13 protein-coding genes, 3 tRNA genes and 4 pseudogenes are annotated in these 16,369 nt (G+C 65.0%); all 20 read right to left on the reverse strand.

Annotated elements, in window-relative coordinates; all coding sequences use genetic code 11:
* Positions 1 to 45: 45 nt before the first annotated feature.
* The 20 genes and pseudogenes from NC4_RS25410 to NC4_RS25505 all read right to left on the reverse strand — a co-directional run bounded on the left by NC4_RS25410 (position 46) and on the right by NC4_RS25505 (position 16,211).
* Positions 46 to 1,287, reverse strand: a pseudogene (locus NC4_RS25410) (MCE family protein).
* Positions 1,284 to 2,509: pseudogene (locus tag NC4_RS25415) on the reverse strand (MCE family protein). Before NC4_RS25415 ends, NC4_RS25410 begins: the two co-directional pseudogenes overlap by 4 nt.
* Positions 2,506 to 3,762, reverse strand: coding sequence for an MCE family protein (locus NC4_RS25420; RefSeq protein WP_067543009.1), 1,257 nt, complete (start codon positions 3,760 to 3,762; stop codon positions 2,506 to 2,508). Before NC4_RS25420 ends, NC4_RS25415 begins: the two are co-directional and overlap by 4 nt.
* A gap of 2 nt (positions 3,763 to 3,764) precedes the next feature.
* Positions 3,765 to 4,772, reverse strand: coding sequence for an MCE family protein (locus NC4_RS25425; protein WP_067543012.1), 1,008 nt, complete (start codon positions 4,770 to 4,772; stop codon positions 3,765 to 3,767).
* A complete protein-coding gene (locus NC4_RS25430; RefSeq protein WP_174566890.1) occupies positions 4,772 to 5,860 on the reverse strand; it encodes an MCE family protein in 1,089 nt (362 codons plus the stop codon). Before NC4_RS25430 ends, NC4_RS25425 begins: the two co-directional genes overlap by 1 nt.
* Positions 5,857 to 7,213: pseudogene (locus NC4_RS25435) on the reverse strand (MCE family protein). Before NC4_RS25435 ends, NC4_RS25430 begins: the two are co-directional and overlap by 4 nt.
* Entirely contained in the window at positions 7,210 to 8,028 is an 819-nt protein-coding gene (locus tag NC4_RS25440; RefSeq protein ID WP_067543015.1) for an MlaE family ABC transporter permease, read from the reverse strand. The pseudogene NC4_RS25435 and the gene NC4_RS25440 overlap by 4 nt, the downstream one beginning before the upstream one ends.
* A gap of 51 nt (positions 8,029 to 8,079) precedes the next feature.
* A complete protein-coding gene (locus NC4_RS25445; RefSeq protein WP_245721933.1) occupies positions 8,080 to 8,787 on the reverse strand; it encodes an MlaE family ABC transporter permease in 708 nt (235 codons plus the stop codon).
* A 97-nt stretch (positions 8,788 to 8,884) separates the two neighbouring features.
* A pseudogene (locus NC4_RS25450) lies at positions 8,885 to 9,944 on the reverse strand (ABC transporter ATP-binding protein).
* A 241-nt stretch (positions 9,945 to 10,185) separates the two neighbouring features.
* Positions 10,186 to 10,566, reverse strand: a complete 381-nt coding sequence (rplL, locus tag NC4_RS25455; RefSeq protein WP_067543021.1) for a 50S ribosomal protein L7/L12 — start codon at positions 10,564 to 10,566, stop codon at positions 10,186 to 10,188.
* 102 nt (positions 10,567 to 10,668) lie between these two features.
* The gene (rplJ, locus tag NC4_RS25460) at positions 10,669 to 11,202 is read right to left on the reverse strand and encodes a 50S ribosomal protein L10 (RefSeq protein WP_067543023.1); all 534 of its coding nucleotides are present in this window, start codon (positions 11,200 to 11,202) and stop codon (positions 10,669 to 10,671) included.
* Positions 11,203 to 11,590: 388 nt separating this feature from the next.
* Positions 11,591 to 12,301 (reverse strand): 50S ribosomal protein L1, encoded by a 711-nt coding sequence (rplA, locus tag NC4_RS25465; RefSeq protein ID WP_067543026.1) that lies wholly within the window; start codon positions 12,299 to 12,301, stop codon positions 11,591 to 11,593.
* 70 nt (positions 12,302 to 12,371) lie between these two features.
* On the reverse strand, positions 12,372 to 12,803 hold the full coding sequence (rplK, locus tag NC4_RS25470; RefSeq protein ID WP_067543029.1) for a 50S ribosomal protein L11: 432 nt from the start codon (positions 12,801 to 12,803) through the stop codon (positions 12,372 to 12,374).
* A 153-nt stretch (positions 12,804 to 12,956) separates the two neighbouring features.
* Entirely contained in the window at positions 12,957 to 13,739 is a 783-nt protein-coding gene (gene nusG, locus NC4_RS25475) for a transcription termination/antitermination protein NusG (protein ID WP_067543032.1), read from the reverse strand.
* Positions 13,740 to 13,866: 127 nt separating this feature from the next.
* Positions 13,867 to 14,244, reverse strand: coding sequence for a preprotein translocase subunit SecE (gene secE, locus NC4_RS25480; RefSeq protein ID WP_067543035.1), 378 nt, complete (start codon positions 14,242 to 14,244; stop codon positions 13,867 to 13,869).
* A 31-nt stretch (positions 14,245 to 14,275) separates the two neighbouring features.
* Positions 14,276 to 14,348, reverse strand: a tRNA-Trp gene (locus tag NC4_RS25485).
* A gap of 175 nt (positions 14,349 to 14,523) precedes the next feature.
* On the reverse strand, positions 14,524 to 15,606 hold the full coding sequence (locus tag NC4_RS25490; RefSeq protein ID WP_067543038.1) for a fused (3R)-hydroxyacyl-ACP dehydratase subunits HadA/HadB: 1,083 nt from the start codon (positions 15,604 to 15,606) through the stop codon (positions 14,524 to 14,526).
* Between the two features lie 163 nt (positions 15,607 to 15,769).
* The gene (rpmG, locus tag NC4_RS25495; RefSeq protein ID WP_029925945.1) at positions 15,770 to 15,940 is read right to left on the reverse strand and encodes a 50S ribosomal protein L33; all 171 of its coding nucleotides are present in this window, start codon (positions 15,938 to 15,940) and stop codon (positions 15,770 to 15,772) included.
* A gap of 45 nt (positions 15,941 to 15,985) precedes the next feature.
* A tRNA-Met gene (locus NC4_RS25500) sits at positions 15,986 to 16,058 on the reverse strand.
* 80 nt (positions 16,059 to 16,138) lie between these two features.
* Positions 16,139 to 16,211: transfer RNA gene (locus NC4_RS25505), tRNA-Thr, on the reverse strand.
* Between the last annotated feature and the right edge of the window lie 158 nt (positions 16,212 to 16,369).

The raw sequence follows: 16,369 nt of genomic DNA on the forward strand, positions 1-16,369 counted from the left end.
CCACCATACTTTCCATCCGGCGGGGCAGGACTTCCGCTCGGTGCGTCACCGCTTCGGGGTGACACCCATGAGCGTGGCCAGCTGGGTCGCCACCGGGTTCAGGTTGAGTTTGTCGGGGTCGTACTTCGGCTTGTCGTCCCACGGCTGCGGCACGCTGGGATCGGCCAGCTCGGCTCGCTCACCGCCGCACACCGCGGTTTCACTGCCCTGCGGGACAAGGCATTTCGCGTTCGTATTGAACGGGAAGTCGTCGCGGGTGTCGTCGAAGTTCGGGTTCTGGGCCTTCTGTTCGGCCAGGATCTGCTGGGTGCCTTCGTAACCCACGGTGCAGGCCGGTGGGTTGTTGGTCTCCAGGACCAGCCCGAAGTGGGTGGTGCCGTCGCCGGGGGCGGTGGCCGAGGCGCCGATGGACAGCAGCGGCAGCATCTGCAGCACCGGGCCCAGGGCGTAGAACTTGGGCGAGACGGCAATGAGCAGCGTGCGCAGATTGGTGAGGTTCGTGGTGAGCGCGGGACCGCTCTCGGCCAGCAGCCGCCGGATCTGATCGCCGGAATCGGTGCCGGTGCCGATCAGGCGGCGGATATCGGGATCATTGGAACGCAGTTGCGCCGCAAGCTGATCCAGGCCGTCGGAGAACTGCCGGATGGCCGGGGACTGCTCCTCCTGGGTCTGCAGTACGGTCCGGGCCTGGCGGATCAGATCCAGGGTCTGCGGCAGGTTCTCGATACCGGTCTGGGTGAACTTGTTGAGCGAGTCCACCAGGATCTGCAGATCGTCGCCCTTGCCGTCGAAGGCCTTGCCGAGCTCGGTGATGGTGGTCGAGAGCGCCACCAGATCGGTGGTGCTGGCGAAGTGGTCGACGCTGCCGAGCAGGGTCTCCACCCGGATGGGCAGCTACGCGCCGACAATGACCGAGCCGTCCTTCAGATACGGCGCACCGGAGCTGGTCGGCTGCAGATCCACGTACTGCTCGCCGATGGCGGAGCGATTGGCCACCACGGCCTGCGCGCTCAGCGGCACCTTGGGCTTGCCGGAATCCATTTCGAGGGTGACGACCACGCCGTCCTCGGTGATGTCCAGATCGCCGACCCGGCCGACCGGGACGCCGCGATAGGTCACCTCGGCGCCCTTGGACAGATTGCCGGTCTCCGGCATCTGCAGGGTCACCTCGTACAGGCCGAAGCCGAGCATATTGTCCAGCCGCACGTATTTGGCGCCCACGAAGGCGACGCCGAGCACGGCGATGAGGCCGAAGGCGATCAGCTGATAGCGCACCAGTTTCGTCATCGCGGACCACCCACTCCCAGCTGCTCGAGAATCGATCCCAGCGGGTCGGTGGGCCAGGGCTGCCCGGCCGGGCGCACCACGGTGGGCGGCAGCGGCAGCAGCGAGATGGTGGGCCAGCCGCCGCGCGGGCCATTGCCGTTGTAGTACGGGTTGGACGGATCCACGTTCACCTGTCGCCCATTGGGCGGCAGGTACACCGGATCCGGTTTGCCCACACCGAGATTCGACAGCAGGGTGCCGATCTCCAGATCCACCGACAGCCAGGTGTTGACCTGACCGCCGAAGGCGGACTTGATGGCCTCGTCCGGGAACGGGTACGTGGGGATGAGCGGGAAGGCGGTCACCAGATCACCGGCGGATTTGCCCAGTTCCTGCAGCGTGGGCCGCAGCGAGGACAGGTCGGTGATGAGATCGTCCTTGGAGTGGTCCAGGATGTCGAAACCGGCCTGGCCCACCCGGTCCAGCTGAGCCAGCAGCTGAATCAGTTGCGGCCGTTGCTCATTGAGGATCTGGATGCCCTGTGGCAGTTCGTCGAGGATCTTGGAGATCTGCTCGGTCTGCTGCCCGACGCGGGTGCTGAGCGTGGCCAGCCCATCCAGGGCGCGGGTGATGTCGTCGACCTGCTGGTTGAGGCCGTCGATGAGGGTATTGGCCTGCTCCAGCAGGGAGCGCACCTTGCCCTCGCGGCCCTCCAGGGTCTTGTTCAGCTCCACCACGATGGGCTGCAACTGGGCCACGCCGCCGCCGTTGAGCAGCAGCGAGAGCGCGCCGAGCACCTGCTCCACCTCAGTGGCGGTGCGGGTGTTCTGGACCGGGATGACCGCGCCGTCCTTCAGCTTGGCCGTATCGGGATCATTGGCGGGCGCGGACAGTTCGACGAATTTCTCACCGAGCAGATTGGACTGGCGCACCTCGGCCCGGGCATTGGCGGGCAGGTTGACATCGTTCTTCACCACCGTCTTCACGCTGGCGGTCCAGCCGTCGGGTGCGAGCTCGATCTTGTCGACCCGGCCCACGGCGACGCCGTCGACCTTCACCGTGGACTGCGGCACCAGATCCAGCACATCGGAGAACTGGATGTCGATGTGCACGGATTCGAGCCCACATCCGCGCCGCCGGGCAATGGAATGCTGGCCACGCCGCCGCAGCCGGAGGCCAGCAGCGTCACCGCGCCGAGCGAGACGGCGGTCAGGGCAAGTCTTTTCGGGGCGAGGCGTTTCATCGCTGGCCACCTCCCTCGGACGGCGGCAGCGCATCGGACTCGGTGCCCGGCACGGTGCCCGGAACGACATTGCGCTGTTCGTTGTCGCCGCTGAGGATGCCGAAGGGCAGGATCAGCGTCGGCGTCTTCACACCGGCCGTGAGCTGGTCGGTAATGATCTTGCAGTGGTCCAGGATGGGCTGCATCTGCCGGGTGATGGCATCGAATTTGGGATCGCCCGGCCGCAACTTGCCCAGGTCCAGCATCTTGCACAGCACACCGAAGGGGTCCTGCAGATCGGTGAAGTTGGGCCGCATATCGAGGGTGCCGGTCTCACCGTTGTGCACATTGATGAGATTGCTCAGCGCCGTCGGGATGAGCGGCAGCGCGGTGGCCAGATCGTCGCGCTGATCGGCAAGGGTCTGGGTGAGCTTGGTGAGCGCGTCGGCATTGGACTGCACCAGTTCCCGATTGTCGTCGATGAACCGGGCCACATCGCCGAGGGCGATGGACAGCAGGTTCAGCGCGTCACCGAGGTTCTGGCGTTCGCTCGCCAGGAAGCCGGTCAGCGAGGCCAGCTGGGTGTTGAAGGTCCGCACCTGCGCGTCGTTCTCGCCCAGCATCTGCACGAACTCTTGGAGATTCTTCACGGTGTCGAAGATGTCGGTGCGCGAATCCGACAGTGCGGCAGCGGCCTTGGACAGCTGGGTGAAGCTGTTGGCCAGCGCCTCGCCATTGCCGGAGAGGTTCTGCGCGGTGGTGCGCACCAGCTCGTTGACCGCGCCTTCCTTGTTGGCGCCATTGGGCCCCAGCGCATCCGAGAGTTCGGTGATGCTCTTGTAGAGCCGGTCCACCTCGACCGGGGTCGCGGTGCGGTCCTTGGGGATGGTGGCATTGCGCCCCATCTTGGGCCCGCCCTGGTAGGCGGGTGCCAGCTGGATGTACCGGTCCGAGACCACCGACGGCGTGATCTGCGCGGCCTTGGCATCGGCGGGGACGTCGTATTTCCGGTCCACCGACATGACGACCTTGACCTGCTCGCCCTCGGGCGTCACCGAGTCGACGGTGCCGACCGGCACGCCGAGGATGCGCACGTCCGAACCCTCGTAAATGCCCACGGAGCGATCGAAATACGCGGTGATGGTGGTCGTATTGAGCTTGTCCCAGCCCCACCAGCCGATACCGGCCAGCAGCACCGCCACGGCCGCCACTCCCGCGATGAGCTTGGTCTTGGGATCGGCCGCCCGCAGTGCGGTCAAAGGATTCTTCGCCATGGCTAGCCTCCCATCTTCCGGATCGGCTCGCGGTCGCCGGGAATCTCGGGCAGCGCGGGCGGAATCAGGTTGGTGATCACCGCGTCGAACCAGCGGCCGGTGCCCAGCACATTCGCATACAGCCCGTAGAAGGGCGCGGCCAGGGTCAGCGTCTTGGAGATATTGGCCTGATTGGCATTGAGCAGGTCGATGGAGGCATTGAGGTTGGTCAGCGCCGGGCCGATCTGCTCCTCGTTGTCGTGCACCAGCGCGGTCAGTTCCGCCGCAACGGTTTTCGCGCCCGAGAGCAGCTGACCGATGGCCTGCTGCCGCACATTCAGCTCGGCCAGCAACTGGCCGCCATTGGCGAGCAGACGCTCGAATTCGGCATTGCGGTCGGCCAGCACCTGAGTGGTCTGCTTGGTGGCGGCGAACAGCGTCTTGAGCTGATCGTCGCGCTTGGCGAGGGACTCCGAGAGCCGGGCGACGCCGTCGATGGAGCCGCGGATCTCCGGCGGGGTGGCCGAGAACGCCTCGGAGAGCACCCGCATGCTCTGCGCCAGCTGCGCGGTATCGGTCTGCTCGATATCGGCGGCGGCATCGCTGAAGGCGTCCACCACGTCATAGGGAGAGACGGTGCGCGAGAGCGGAATCGGATCGCTGGGATCGGCCGGGCCGGAGCCCTTGGGATCCAGCGCCAGGTATTTCTGCCCGAGCAGCGTCTTGATCTGAATGGACGCCGAGGTCTCGTTGCCGATCCAGGCGTCCTGGGTGCGGAAGTCCACCAGCACCTTGTCGCCGTCGAGGCGCACATCCTGCACCGCACCGACCTTGACGCCCGCGATGCGGACCTCATTGCCCTTCTTCAGCCCGGCGGCCTCGGAGAATTCAGCGGTGTACTTGGTGCCCGCGCCGATGATGGGCAGCTTGTCCAGGCTGAAGGCGGACATGGTCACCAGCAGCACCAGGGCCAGGCCCAGTCCGCCCATGAAGGCCGGACTGCGCTTGCCCAGCACGATCCGGTCGTCCATCAGCGGCCTCCCTTCCCGTGGCAGCGCGGCGCCGGATTCGTATAGATCGGCTGGTTGATGGTCGGCATATGTTCCAGTGCGGCAGGCATGTTCAGCTGCTGGGCGTCCTGGAGACCGGGCCCGGCGACAATGTCGATACCGCACAGATAGAACTGGAACCAGGAGCCGTAACTCGCGGCGCGGCCCAGCTTCTCCATCTTGATGGGCAGGTTGGCCAGGCCCTGGTTGACCTCGTCGGAACGCTCGTTGAGGGTGCCGGTGAGCTGGTTCAGGCCCGCGATGGCGCCTTGCAGGTTCGGCCGCACCGGGACCAGCAGATCCGCCGTGGCATCGGCCAGATTGCCCAGCGAGGAGATGGCCGAGCGGATGGTGCCGCGTTCGGCATTGAGCCCGGTGATCAGCGCCTCGGTATTGACGATGAGCTGATCCAGTTGCCCGTCATGGGCATTCACCGCCGCCAGTACCTTGTTCAGGTTCTCCACCACCGCGCCGATCACCGCATCCTTGTCGGCGATCTTGTTGGTGAGGGCGGCGGTATTGGCCACCAGATCCCGAATGGTCCCGGCCTCGCCCTGGAAGACCTGGATGATCTCGTAGGACAGCTTGTTCACGTCATCGGGCGTGAGGGTCTGGAACAGCGGCCGGAAGCCATTGAACAGCTCGGTCAGATTGAGCGCGGGCTTGGTCCGATCCAGCCCGATGGTGCCGTTCTCGTTGAGCTTGCGGCCCTGCTCCCCCGCGCCCTGTTCCAGCGCGATATAGCGCTGTCCCAACAGGTTCCGGTACTTGATGGTGGCGGTCGTCGAGGCGGGCAGCCAATCCCGGTCGGTGACTTCGAATTCCACATTGGCCAGGCGCTTGTCCACGATGGACACCTTGGTCACCTTGCCCACGCGCACGCCCGCGATGCGGATCTCGTCACCCGGGTTGAGGGAGGTCACATCGGTGAAGCGGGCATTGAACTTGGTGCCGCCACCGCCGTAGTTGGCAATGGTGAGCGCCAGCATGCCGGTGGCGAACACGGTCACCGCAATGAAGATCACCAGTTTGGTGATGGTCGGCCCGAGGCCGCGCAACAGGTCCTTCATCGGATGGTCACCTCGCTCCCGCGGAAGGCCGGGGCCGAGATGCGGCTGATCCAGCTCGGCACCTGATCCGGTGAAACCCCGTGGGCCGCACCGCTGATGGCGTTCAGGGTCTGCTGCTCCGCCGGGGAACCGGCGGTGGTCGGCGTGAACGGCCCGAACACCTTGTACTGCGGATCCGGCCGCAGCCCGATGGCCTGATCGCCCGGGGTACGGCTGGGCGGCTGGTAGGAGCCGTCATTGGCCGAGCCATTGGTGTACTGGCCCGGGTCCACGGTCAGCGGATATTCCGGAATGCACATGGCGCCACGGGGATCGAACCAGCGCGGCTCGTCCTGATTGGGCACGTAGCGGCCGCGCGGATTCACGATCTCGACGGTCACGCGCGAGCCCGGCAGATCGGTGCCGATGCCGAAGATCTCGTCGATGCGCGGCTTCATCTGCGCGAAGTTGGCCAGCGCGCAGCTGTAGCCCGGCGAGTACATTGGCCAGGGCCTCGAGCGCGGGCCGCGAATCGGCGGCCACGTCGATGATGTTGTCGCGGTTGGCCACCAGGAAGTCGGCCAGATCCGAGGAGCTCGGGGTGAGCACCGCCAGGAGGGTGTCGATATCCCAGCGCTTCTGCACGATGGTGGTGTTCAGCGTGCGCAGATTGTCCAGCGCGTCCACCAGTTGCGGCGCGGCGTCGGCGTAGGTGTTCGCCACCTCGGCGAAGCTGCGCAGATCCTCTTGCAGCGTGGGCAGTTCGGTATTCACCTGGGTGAAGATGGTGTCGAGCCGGTCGATGGTCTTGCCCAGCTCCTCGCCCTGTCCCTGCAGCGCCTGCGAGACCGCGCCCAGCGTGGAGGCCAGATACTGCGGCGGCACCGCCTGCAGCAGCGGCAGCAGGCGATCGAGCAGCTGGCTCACCTCGACGGCGTCGCCGCTGGCGTCCTGATGCAGGGTCATGCCCGCGGTAATGTGCTGCGCGCTCGGATCCGCGGGCCACACCAGTTCGATATAGCGTTCGCCGAACAGCGTCTTGGGCAGCAGCCGCGCGGTCACATTGGCCGGAATCTTGTCGGCCATATCGGGATTCAGCGCCAACTGCAGCGTGACGTCCTTGCCGTCGAATTCACTGCCGCGCACCTCGCCGACCGTGACGCCGCGGACCTTCACATCCGCATTGCGGGTCAGGGCGTTTCCGGCCGTATCGGTGACCAGGTCCACCTTCACCGTCTGCACGAACTGCTTGTTGTAGATGGCCACGGTGGTCCACAGGAACAGCGCCACCACCACGAAGAACAGCACGCCGAGGGTGCGCGAGCGCAGCTTCTCGGTGGAGCGCCAGAACTGCACGCGCTGCGGGTTGCTCATCCGGCCACCCGCACCGTCGTGGTTGTGCCCCAAATGGCCAGGGACAGGAAGAAATCGAGGATATTGATGAGCACGATCGCCGCCCGCACCGCGCGGCCCACGGCCACACCCACACCCGCCGGACCGCCGGTGGCATTGAAGCCGTAGTAGCAGTGCACCAGGATGATGACGAAGGCGAAGACGAGCACTTTTATGAACGAATAGATGACGTCTTCGGGTGGCAGGAAAAGACTGAAATAGTGGTCGTACGAACCACTGGATTGCCCATTGAAATAGATACTGATCAGCCGCGACGCGATATAGGTGCCGAGCAGGCCGACGATGTAGAGCGGGATGACCGCGAGGAATCCGGCGATCACGCGCGTGGTCACCAGGAACGGCACGCCCGGCACCGCCATGACCTCGAGCGCGTCGATCTCCTCCGAGATCCGCATGGCGCCCAGCTGGGCGGTGAAACCACAGCCCACCGTCGCCGAAAGCGCCAGCGCCGCAACGAGGGGCGCGAGTTCACGGGTATTGATGTAGCCGGTCAGGAAGCCGGTGAGCACGCCGGAACCCAGCGCGTCCAGGGCCTTGAAACCCTGCAGGCCGACGACCACGCCGACCGAGGCCGACATGAACACGATGACGCAGATGGTGCCGCCGATGACCGCCAGCGCGCCCGAGCCGAAGGTCACCTCGGCCAGCAGCCGCATGACCTCCTTGCGGTAGTGCACGGCGGTTTTCGGAATCCACGCGATGGCCCGCGTGTAGAACGACATCTGGTCCCCGGCCTTGTCGACCAGGGTCACCGGGGCCTTGAGCGCGCCGGTCATCCGGCGCGCCCCCCGGCTGAAAACGGTGGTGCGTTGTGAAACAACCATGGATCACGCGCCCTTGGCGGGGACGACCTGAAGGTAGATCAGGGTGAGGATCAGATTCAGGAAGAACAGCACCAGGAAGGTGATCACCACGGATTGGTTCACGGCGTCGCCCACTCCTTTCGGTCCCCCTTTTGGATGCAGCCCCTTGTAGGCGGCGATGACGCCCGCCACGAGACCGAAGATGAGCGCCTTGATCTCACCGATCCAGAGGTCCGGGAGCTGCGCCAGCGCGGAGAACGAGGCCAGGTACGCGCCCGGCGTCCCGCCCTGCAGCCCCACATTGAAGCCGTAGCCGCCGACAATGCCGACCACCGAGACCAGGCCGTTGAGCAGCAGGGCGACCAGCATCATGCCCAGTACGCGCGGCACCACCAGGCGGTGGATGGGATCGATGCCCAGCACCTCCATGGCATCGATCTCCTCGCGGATGGTGCGCGAGCCGAGATCGGCGGCGACGGCCGAGCCCGCGGCACCGGCGATGATCAACGCGGTCACCACCGGCGCGGCTTGCTGCACGGTTGCCAGCACACTGGTGGCGCCGGTGAAGGCCTCCGCGCCCAGCTGCTTGATGAGCGAGCCGGTCTGCAACGCCACCACCGCGCCGAACGGGATTGCCACCAGTGCGGCGGGCAGGATCGAGACGCTCGCGATGAACCACGACTGCTCGAGGAACTCCCGCCACTGGAAGGGCCGGCGGAAGGTCTTGCGCATGACATCCAAGAGCAGCGCGAAGATATTGCCGGCCTGGGCAAGACCCGACTCGACCGGGGTGCGCAGTCGCGTCAGGGTTTGGTTCACGCGGCGTATGTTACCCGTTAGTCAGGTTCTGTCGAACCGTAGTGTCGAACGTGCCCTGATAGGCGGGAAGGACCTGCGTGTCGGCATCGCCATTGGACTCCAGCGATTCCCGGATGGCCTCCTGCGCGGCCGGGGGGCAGGGTGTGCAGGATCTGGCGCACGCGCTCGCGGCGGCGGTGTACGGCCTGGCGCACCGGCATACCCGGCTGGGCCTTCATCTGCGGAATGATGCCCTCGACCTCTTCGGCGCCGCCCGCGTGGTGACCGGCGTCGAACATGGCCTGCTCGCGGGCCATCTGCGATTCGTCCTTCTCCTCGGACATGCCGATGGGGCCGATCATGCGGCCGTTGAGGAACTGCTTGACCACCGGCTCGTCCGAGGTGAGCAGCACCTCGCGGGGGCCGAACATGACCAGATTGCGGCGGAACAGCATGCCGATATTGTCCGGCACGGTGCGGGCCAGGTTGATGTTGTGCGTGACGATCAGGATCGTGGCGTCGATCTGCGCGTTGATATCGATCAGCAGCTGCGAAAGATAGGTGGTGCGAACGGGATCCAGACCGGAGTCGGGCTCGTCGACGAGGATGATCTGCGGATCCAGCACCAAGGCGCGGGCCAGCCCGGCGCGCTTGCGCATACCGCCGGAGATCTCACCCGGGAGCTTCCCCTCGGCTCCCAGCAGACCGGTCAGCTCGAGCTTCTCCATGACGATCTTCTTGATCTCGGATTCGCTCTTCTTGGTGTGCTCGCGCAACGGGAACGCCACATTGTCGAACAGGTTCATGGAGCCGAAGAGCGCGCCGTCCTGGAAGAGGACGCCGAACAGCTTGCGGATCTCGTAGAGCTCCTTGTTGGAGCAGGTGGTGATATCGGTGCCATCGGTGTAGATGGAGCCGCGCTCGGGACGCAGCAGACCGATGAGGGACTTCAAGAAGACGGATTTACCGGTACCGGAGGGGCCGAGCAACGCACTGGCTTCCCCCGGCGGCAGAGTCAGAGTGACATCCTGCCAAATTCGTTGCGAACCGAACGACTTGGTGATGCCCTCGGTCCTGACCTCGACGCCCACGCCCACCTCCACAATTTCTCCGACGAGCGCACTACCGTGACAACCCGTGCGCGGTGGGGCGCATCACAGTAGGTTCGGCCACTGTATCGCATGCCGTCCGTCTCGGACACCGGGACCTGACTGATGAGTAAACAAATCACGGCGCAATCACGGATCCGGACATGCGAAAAGGCGGCCCCCCAAACGGGGACCGCCCTTTCATGCAAGAGCTGCGGAGTTACCGCAACCAAGGCACCGGCAATTACTTGACGGTGATCTTGGCGCCGGCCTCTTCCAGCTTGGCCTTGGCGGCCTCGGCGGCATCCTTGGCGACCTTCTCCAGGATCGGCTTCGGGGCGCCCTCGACCAGGTCCTTGGCTTCCTTCAAGCCCAGGCCGGAGACGATCTCACGGACGACCTTGATGACCTGGATCTTCTTGTCGCCGGCCGACTCCAGGATGACGTCGAACTCGTCCTGCTCCTCGGCGGCCTCAGCGGCGGCAACGGGGGCGGCGGCAACGGCGACGGCGGCCGGGGCGGCAGCCTTGACGTCGAACTTCTCTTCGAACGCCTTCAGGAACTCGGAGAGCTCCAGCAGGGTCATTCCGCCGATTTCCTCGAGCAGCTGCTCAACGTTAGCCATTGTGTTTCCTTTCGGGTGGGACATCTCCGCGCGAGCGGCGATGAAATGCTTTGTGTGGGTGACTTATTCGTCACGAGGACGAGGAAGCGCCAGCGGTGCCGATTAAGCGGCTTCGCCGCTGTCGGCGCGCTTCTTCTCCTCGAGGGCCACGATGAGGCGGGCGGCCTTGGTCGCCGGGGCGGCGAACAGGGCGGCAGCCTTGGACAGGTTGCCCTTCATGGCGCCGGCCAGCTTGGCCAGCAGGACCTCGCGGGACTCCAGGTCGGCGATCCGCTCAACTTCGGACACGGACAGCGCGACGCCGTCCATGTAGCCGCCCTTGATGATCAGCGCCTTGTTGTCCTTGGCGAAGGCCTTGAGCGCCTTCGCGGCGTCGACCGGCTCACCCTTGATGAAGGTGATGGCGGTCGGACCGACGAACAAGTCATCCAGGCCTTCCACGCCGGCCTCTGCGGCAGCGCGCTTGACCAGGGTGTTCTTGGCGACGGAGTAGGTGGCGTTCGCGCCAAGGGCACGACGCAGTTCGGTGATCTTGCCGACCGACAGGCCACGGTATTCCGTGACAACGGTGGCCGTCGAGCTCGCGAACTGCTCCTTGATCTCCGCAACCGCGGTGACCTTCTCAGGCTTTGCCATACTTCGCCTCCTCTCTGGATGGTCGGTGTGTAGATGAACTACCGACTTCCCGGTGGAGGCCCGGAGACAAAGCAAACGCCCCGGACGCAGAGTGGTCCCGGGGCGTAGAAGAAACAAACGGCGAGCGGGCTCGCAATATTGTTTCCCAACCTGGGCTCTCCCTGCGTGGGCCGCCGACAATGTTGCCGGACCTTCAGCTGCCCTGAGGCAGCGACCAACGGTCTTCGGTAGAACGATTGGGGTGATCACCGAACGAGCTGGTGACCGTCGTCCAGCATAGCGGATAGCTCTCTATCCGCCAAAACGGGGTGACGCAAAAGGTCTGGTACGGGGATTCCGTACCAGCCCTTCAGGCTATTGCGTTGCTACGCAAGCCTTCCCCGAGGAATCAGTCTTCCTCGGCGAAGTTGCGGGTGCGGTTCGGATCCACCGGGATGCCCGGTCCGGTGTTCGTGGAGAACGTCACCTTCTTGACGTAGCGGCCCTTCGCGGTGGAGGGCTTGACGCGCAGGATCTCGTCGAGGGCGGCGCCGTAGTTCTCGGCCAGCTTCTTCTCGTCGAAGGAAGCCTTGCCGATCACGAAGTGCAGGTTGGCCTGCTTGTCGACGCGGAAGCTGATCTTGCCGCCCTTGATGTCGTTGATGGCCTTGGTCACATCGGGGGTGACGGTGCCGGTCTTCGGGTTCGGCATCAGGCCGCGCGGGCCCAGCACGCGAGCGATACGACCGACCTTGGCCATCTGGTCCGGGGTGGCGATGGCGGCGTCGAAGTCCAGCCAGCCGCCCTGGATGCGCTCGATCAGGTCCTCGGCGCCCACGGCGTCCGCACCGGCGGCCTCGGCCTCGGCGGCCTTGTCGCCGACGGCGAACACGATGACGCGGGCGGTCTTACCGGTGCCGTGCGGCAGGTTGACGGTGCCGCGGACCATCTGATCGGCCTTGCGGGGATCGACGCCCAGACGGACGGCGACCTCGACGGTCGCGTCGGTCTTGGCGGTCGAGGTCTCCTTCGCCAGCCGCGCGGCGGCCAGCGGAGCGTAGAGCGCGGAGCGGTCGACCTTGGCGGCCGCCTCGAGATAAGCCTTGCTTCGTTTTGCCATGTTTCTCTGTCCTTGTCTAAGTCAGAAGTGGTGCGGGACTGGCCGTCCCTCCCACGTGAGCTCGAAAGCTCTACTCCGCGATGGTGATACCCATCGAGCGGGCGGTACCGGCGATGATCTTCGCCGCGGCGTCGATATTGTTGGCGTTGAGGTCTTCCTGCTTGGTCTTGGCGATCTCACGGACCTGGTCCATGGTGATCTGCGCGACCTTGTTGCGGTGCGGCTCGGCCGAACCCTTCTGGATTCCCGCGGCCTTCAGCAGCAGACGCGCGGCGGGCGGCGTCTTCAGCTTGAAGTCGAACGAGCGGTCTTCGTAGACCGTGATCTCGACCGGAATGACGTTGCCACGCTGCGACTCGGTCGCGGCGTTGTACGCCTTGCAGAACTCCATGATGTTCACGCCGTGCTGACCCAGCGCCGGACCGACGGGCGGTGCGGGGTTGGCCTGGCCGGCCTGGATCTGGAGCTTGATAAGCCCAGAGACCTTCTTCTTCGGGGGCATCTTTCTTCCTTGGTTAGGTTTCTTACGGAATATCCGTAAGCCTTATCCGGGACATGCGCCCGCCTGTTCGGCGACAGCCGAACGGAAGCGCAGGCGCAACCCGGCAAGTGTAGTCGCAGGTCGATCGGAGGCCCACAGCGCCCCCGAATCCAACTAGATCTTGGCGACCTGGGTGAAGTTCAGCTCGACCGGAGTCTCGCGGCCGAAGATGGAGACCAGCACCTTGAGCTTCTGCTGCTCGGCATTGACCTCGGAGATGCTGGCGGGCAGCGTGGCGAACGGGCCGTCCATGACGGTGACCGACTCGCCGACCTCGAAGTCGACCTCGATGGCGGGCTTCACGACCGGGGTCTCGCCCGCGCTCTCGGCGCCGGTGGCGGCAGCGGCGGCGGCCGGGGCGGCCTTCTTCTGCTGCGCGGCCGGAACCAGGAACTTCACCGCATCGTCGATGGACAGCGGCGAGGGACGCGAGGTCGCGCCGACGAAACCGGTGACACCGGGGGTATTGCGCACCGCGCCCCAGGACTCGTCGTTGAGGTCCATACGGACCAGGATGTAGCCCGGCAGCACCTTGCGGTTGACGTTCTTGCGCTGGCCGTTCTTGATCTCGGTGACCTCTTCGGTCGGAACCTCGACCTGGAAGATGTAGTCCTCGAGACCGAGGTTCTGCACGCGGGTCTCGAGATTGGTCTTCACCTTGTTCTCGTAACCGGCGTAGGAGTGGATGACGTACCAGTCACCGGGGGCGCGCCGCAGCGCGGCCTTCATCTCGGCGACCGGATCGGCCGGTTCCGCGTCGACGGGCGCGGCGGGCGCAACGGCGGCTTCCTCGTCGCTCGGCGCGGGGTCCACGGCTTCCTCGACGTCGCTGATGGTCTCTTCCACCAGGTCATCGACCGGGAATTCCTCGGTTGTGCCGTTCTCCGGGGTGCTCACTGGGGCACTCGCTTCCTTGTCGTAACGTAATCCTCTGCGCGCCGGGGTTCGCCCGGCGGATGGTCCCGCCCCCGCCTCTGCTCGGGGACCGGTTACCGGCGCCGACGGTCGGACGCGCTCCTCGTGGCTAGCCGAAGAGCCAGTCGACACCCTTGACAAGCCCAATATCCAACAGGCTTATGAATGCGACCATGAAGACCACGAACACCAGCACAACGCTCGTATAGGTGATCATCTGCTTGCGGTTGGGCCAGATCACCTTGCGAAGTTCGGAAATGACTTCCTTCAGGAACTTCACCAGGCACTTGAACGGATTGCCCGTTCCGCTGCGACCGGCCTTGCCGGACTGCTTCGCCTTGGCCGACGCCGAGGGACGATCGATCGTCGCGACACCGTTCGCAGACGACGACGCGGTGCGCGATCGCCGGGCGGACTTGCCGCTCGGACGAGCCGCCGCGGCGGTGTCTTCGCCATCTTCGTGGCGAGAATCCCGCTCGTCGCTCACGTCGATCCTCTCTCGTCGCTGGCATTCAGGGCAGGGGCGACAGGACTTGAACCTGCAACCTGCGGTTTTGGAGACCGCTGCTCTGCCAATTGAGCTACGCCCCTTCGGCTGAACAGTTTGGGTCGCCCAGCCACCGCGTCCTTATAGGACACAGTCTATTCATTTGTACATGCTGGGTATTCACAAAGCACGCGCGCCGCTCCTCGGAGCAGCGCGCAGCGGCTGGTGACCCCAGATTCCCGAGTGTACGGTACCCCGCTCGGCAATCGCCAATCGAGGTCAGGCCAGTTGAACGGTCGCCGTGGCGCGGCCGAAGATCTTGCGGCCCTCCGATTTCGCCACGATGGCGACCACGGCGGTGCGGGTTTCCGGATCCACCGACTTGACCTTGCCGGTGTACTCGATCTCGGCGGGACGCTCGGCGGGCACGTACACCGGGCTGGTGAATCGGACGTTGTATTCCTTGACCGCGCCCGGATCGCCGAGCCACGAGGTGACGAAACCGCCGCCCAGGCCCATGGTGAGCATGCCGTGCGCGACCACGTTCTCGAGTCCGGCGAGCTTCACCACATCGTCGCTCCAGTGGATCGGGTTGGCATCGCCGGAGACCCCGGCGTAGTTCACCAGATCACCGCGGGTGAGTCGCACCACGCGCGTGGGCAGTTCGTCGCCGACGGTGACGTCCTCGAAGCGAATGGCGTGCTTGCCCGGCTGCACCGCACCGCGCGCGGTCACCTCGATCGGCTGCGGCGGTTCGGGAATGGTCAGCGGCAGAGTGGGCGCGTGATGCTCGACCCGCTCGTCCGGGCCGATGCCGTGCATGAGCACATTGCGCACGGTCGCATCGATATTGGGATCGATATCACCGCCGCTGCGGCCGATGAGGGTGGTGTAGGTGGTGAGCACCAGCTCGTCGTTCTGCGCGACGACATCGTTCTTGGTGACGATGATGTCGCTGCCGAAGGCCTGCCGGAAGGAGTGCAGGTAGACGATGCAGGACAGCTGATCCCCGGCCTTGATGGGCCGGTGGAATTCCAGGATCTGATCGGTCTGCATGATCTGGCTCAGGTCGTAACCCGTGACGATCTGCTCGAAGAGCTTGCGCTGGGCCAGAATTCCGACCAGGGAGATTAAGGTGAGCGGCGCCACCAGACCATCGTGCCCGTACTCGCGGGCGACGTCCTCGTCCCAGTGCACCGGGTGGTAGTCCTGCACCGCGCGGGCGTACTCGCGCACCTTCTCGCGGCCGACCTCGTAGTAGTCGTCGACGCGGTAGTGGTGGCCGACCATGGCGGCGGCGTGCGCGGCCGGATCGAAAGCCTCGATTGCTTCGGCCTTCTCGGCCTCGGTGTTGATCGTCACGGTAGGAAGTTTCCTATCTGACCCGCTGCCGGGCCGGGCGGAGCGCTGACCAAACCGCTATATACACCAAGTGCCGGACCGGGGCCACTGTCCCTTTGTCTGGGGGACGAAGCAGCTTGCCGATCCGGCACTTCTTCCACGCGGTAGATCGCGCGGGGTTAAGTTAGCGAGATTCGCGGTGTGCCCGGTGGGTACCGCAGTTCGGGCAGAACTTCTTGAGCTCCAGCCGATCCGGGTCGTTACGCCGGTTCTTCTTGGTGATGTAGTTGCGGTGCTTGCACTGCTCGCAGGCCAAGGTGATCTTTGGCCGGATATCAGTGGACTTCGCGGCCACGATTTGCCTTCTTTCCGGTCAACCTGATGGTTAATCAGTATGGGGTAGCGATGGCCGGACTTGAACCGGCGACACAACGATTATGAGTCGTTTGCTCTACCGACTGAGCTACACCGCCATATGTGCGCTGTATTGACGGTGGCGGCTTCCCGGTCATCTCCTGGAGTTGCCAAGTCGGTCACCACCGGCAATCCGGCGAGCCCCCTAACGGAATCGAACCGTTGACCTTTTCCTTACCATGGAAACGCTCTGCCGACTGAGCTAAGGGGGCGTGTCTGCGTTGCTCCGGGCTTTGCACCGGGGGGGCTGAAGACTTGAACGAGGTTACACAACATCGAACCCAAGCTCCAAACCGGCTGTTCAGAGACACTTTTTGGGGTAGATCAACTAGATTCCGGGGGATCCGCGGCGGGAGGGTTCGCGTGGTTC

Origin of the sequence: Nocardia crassostreae (assembly GCF_001613405.1) — a bacterium.
GTDB lineage: Bacteria > Actinomycetota > Actinomycetes > Mycobacteriales > Mycobacteriaceae > Nocardia > Nocardia crassostreae.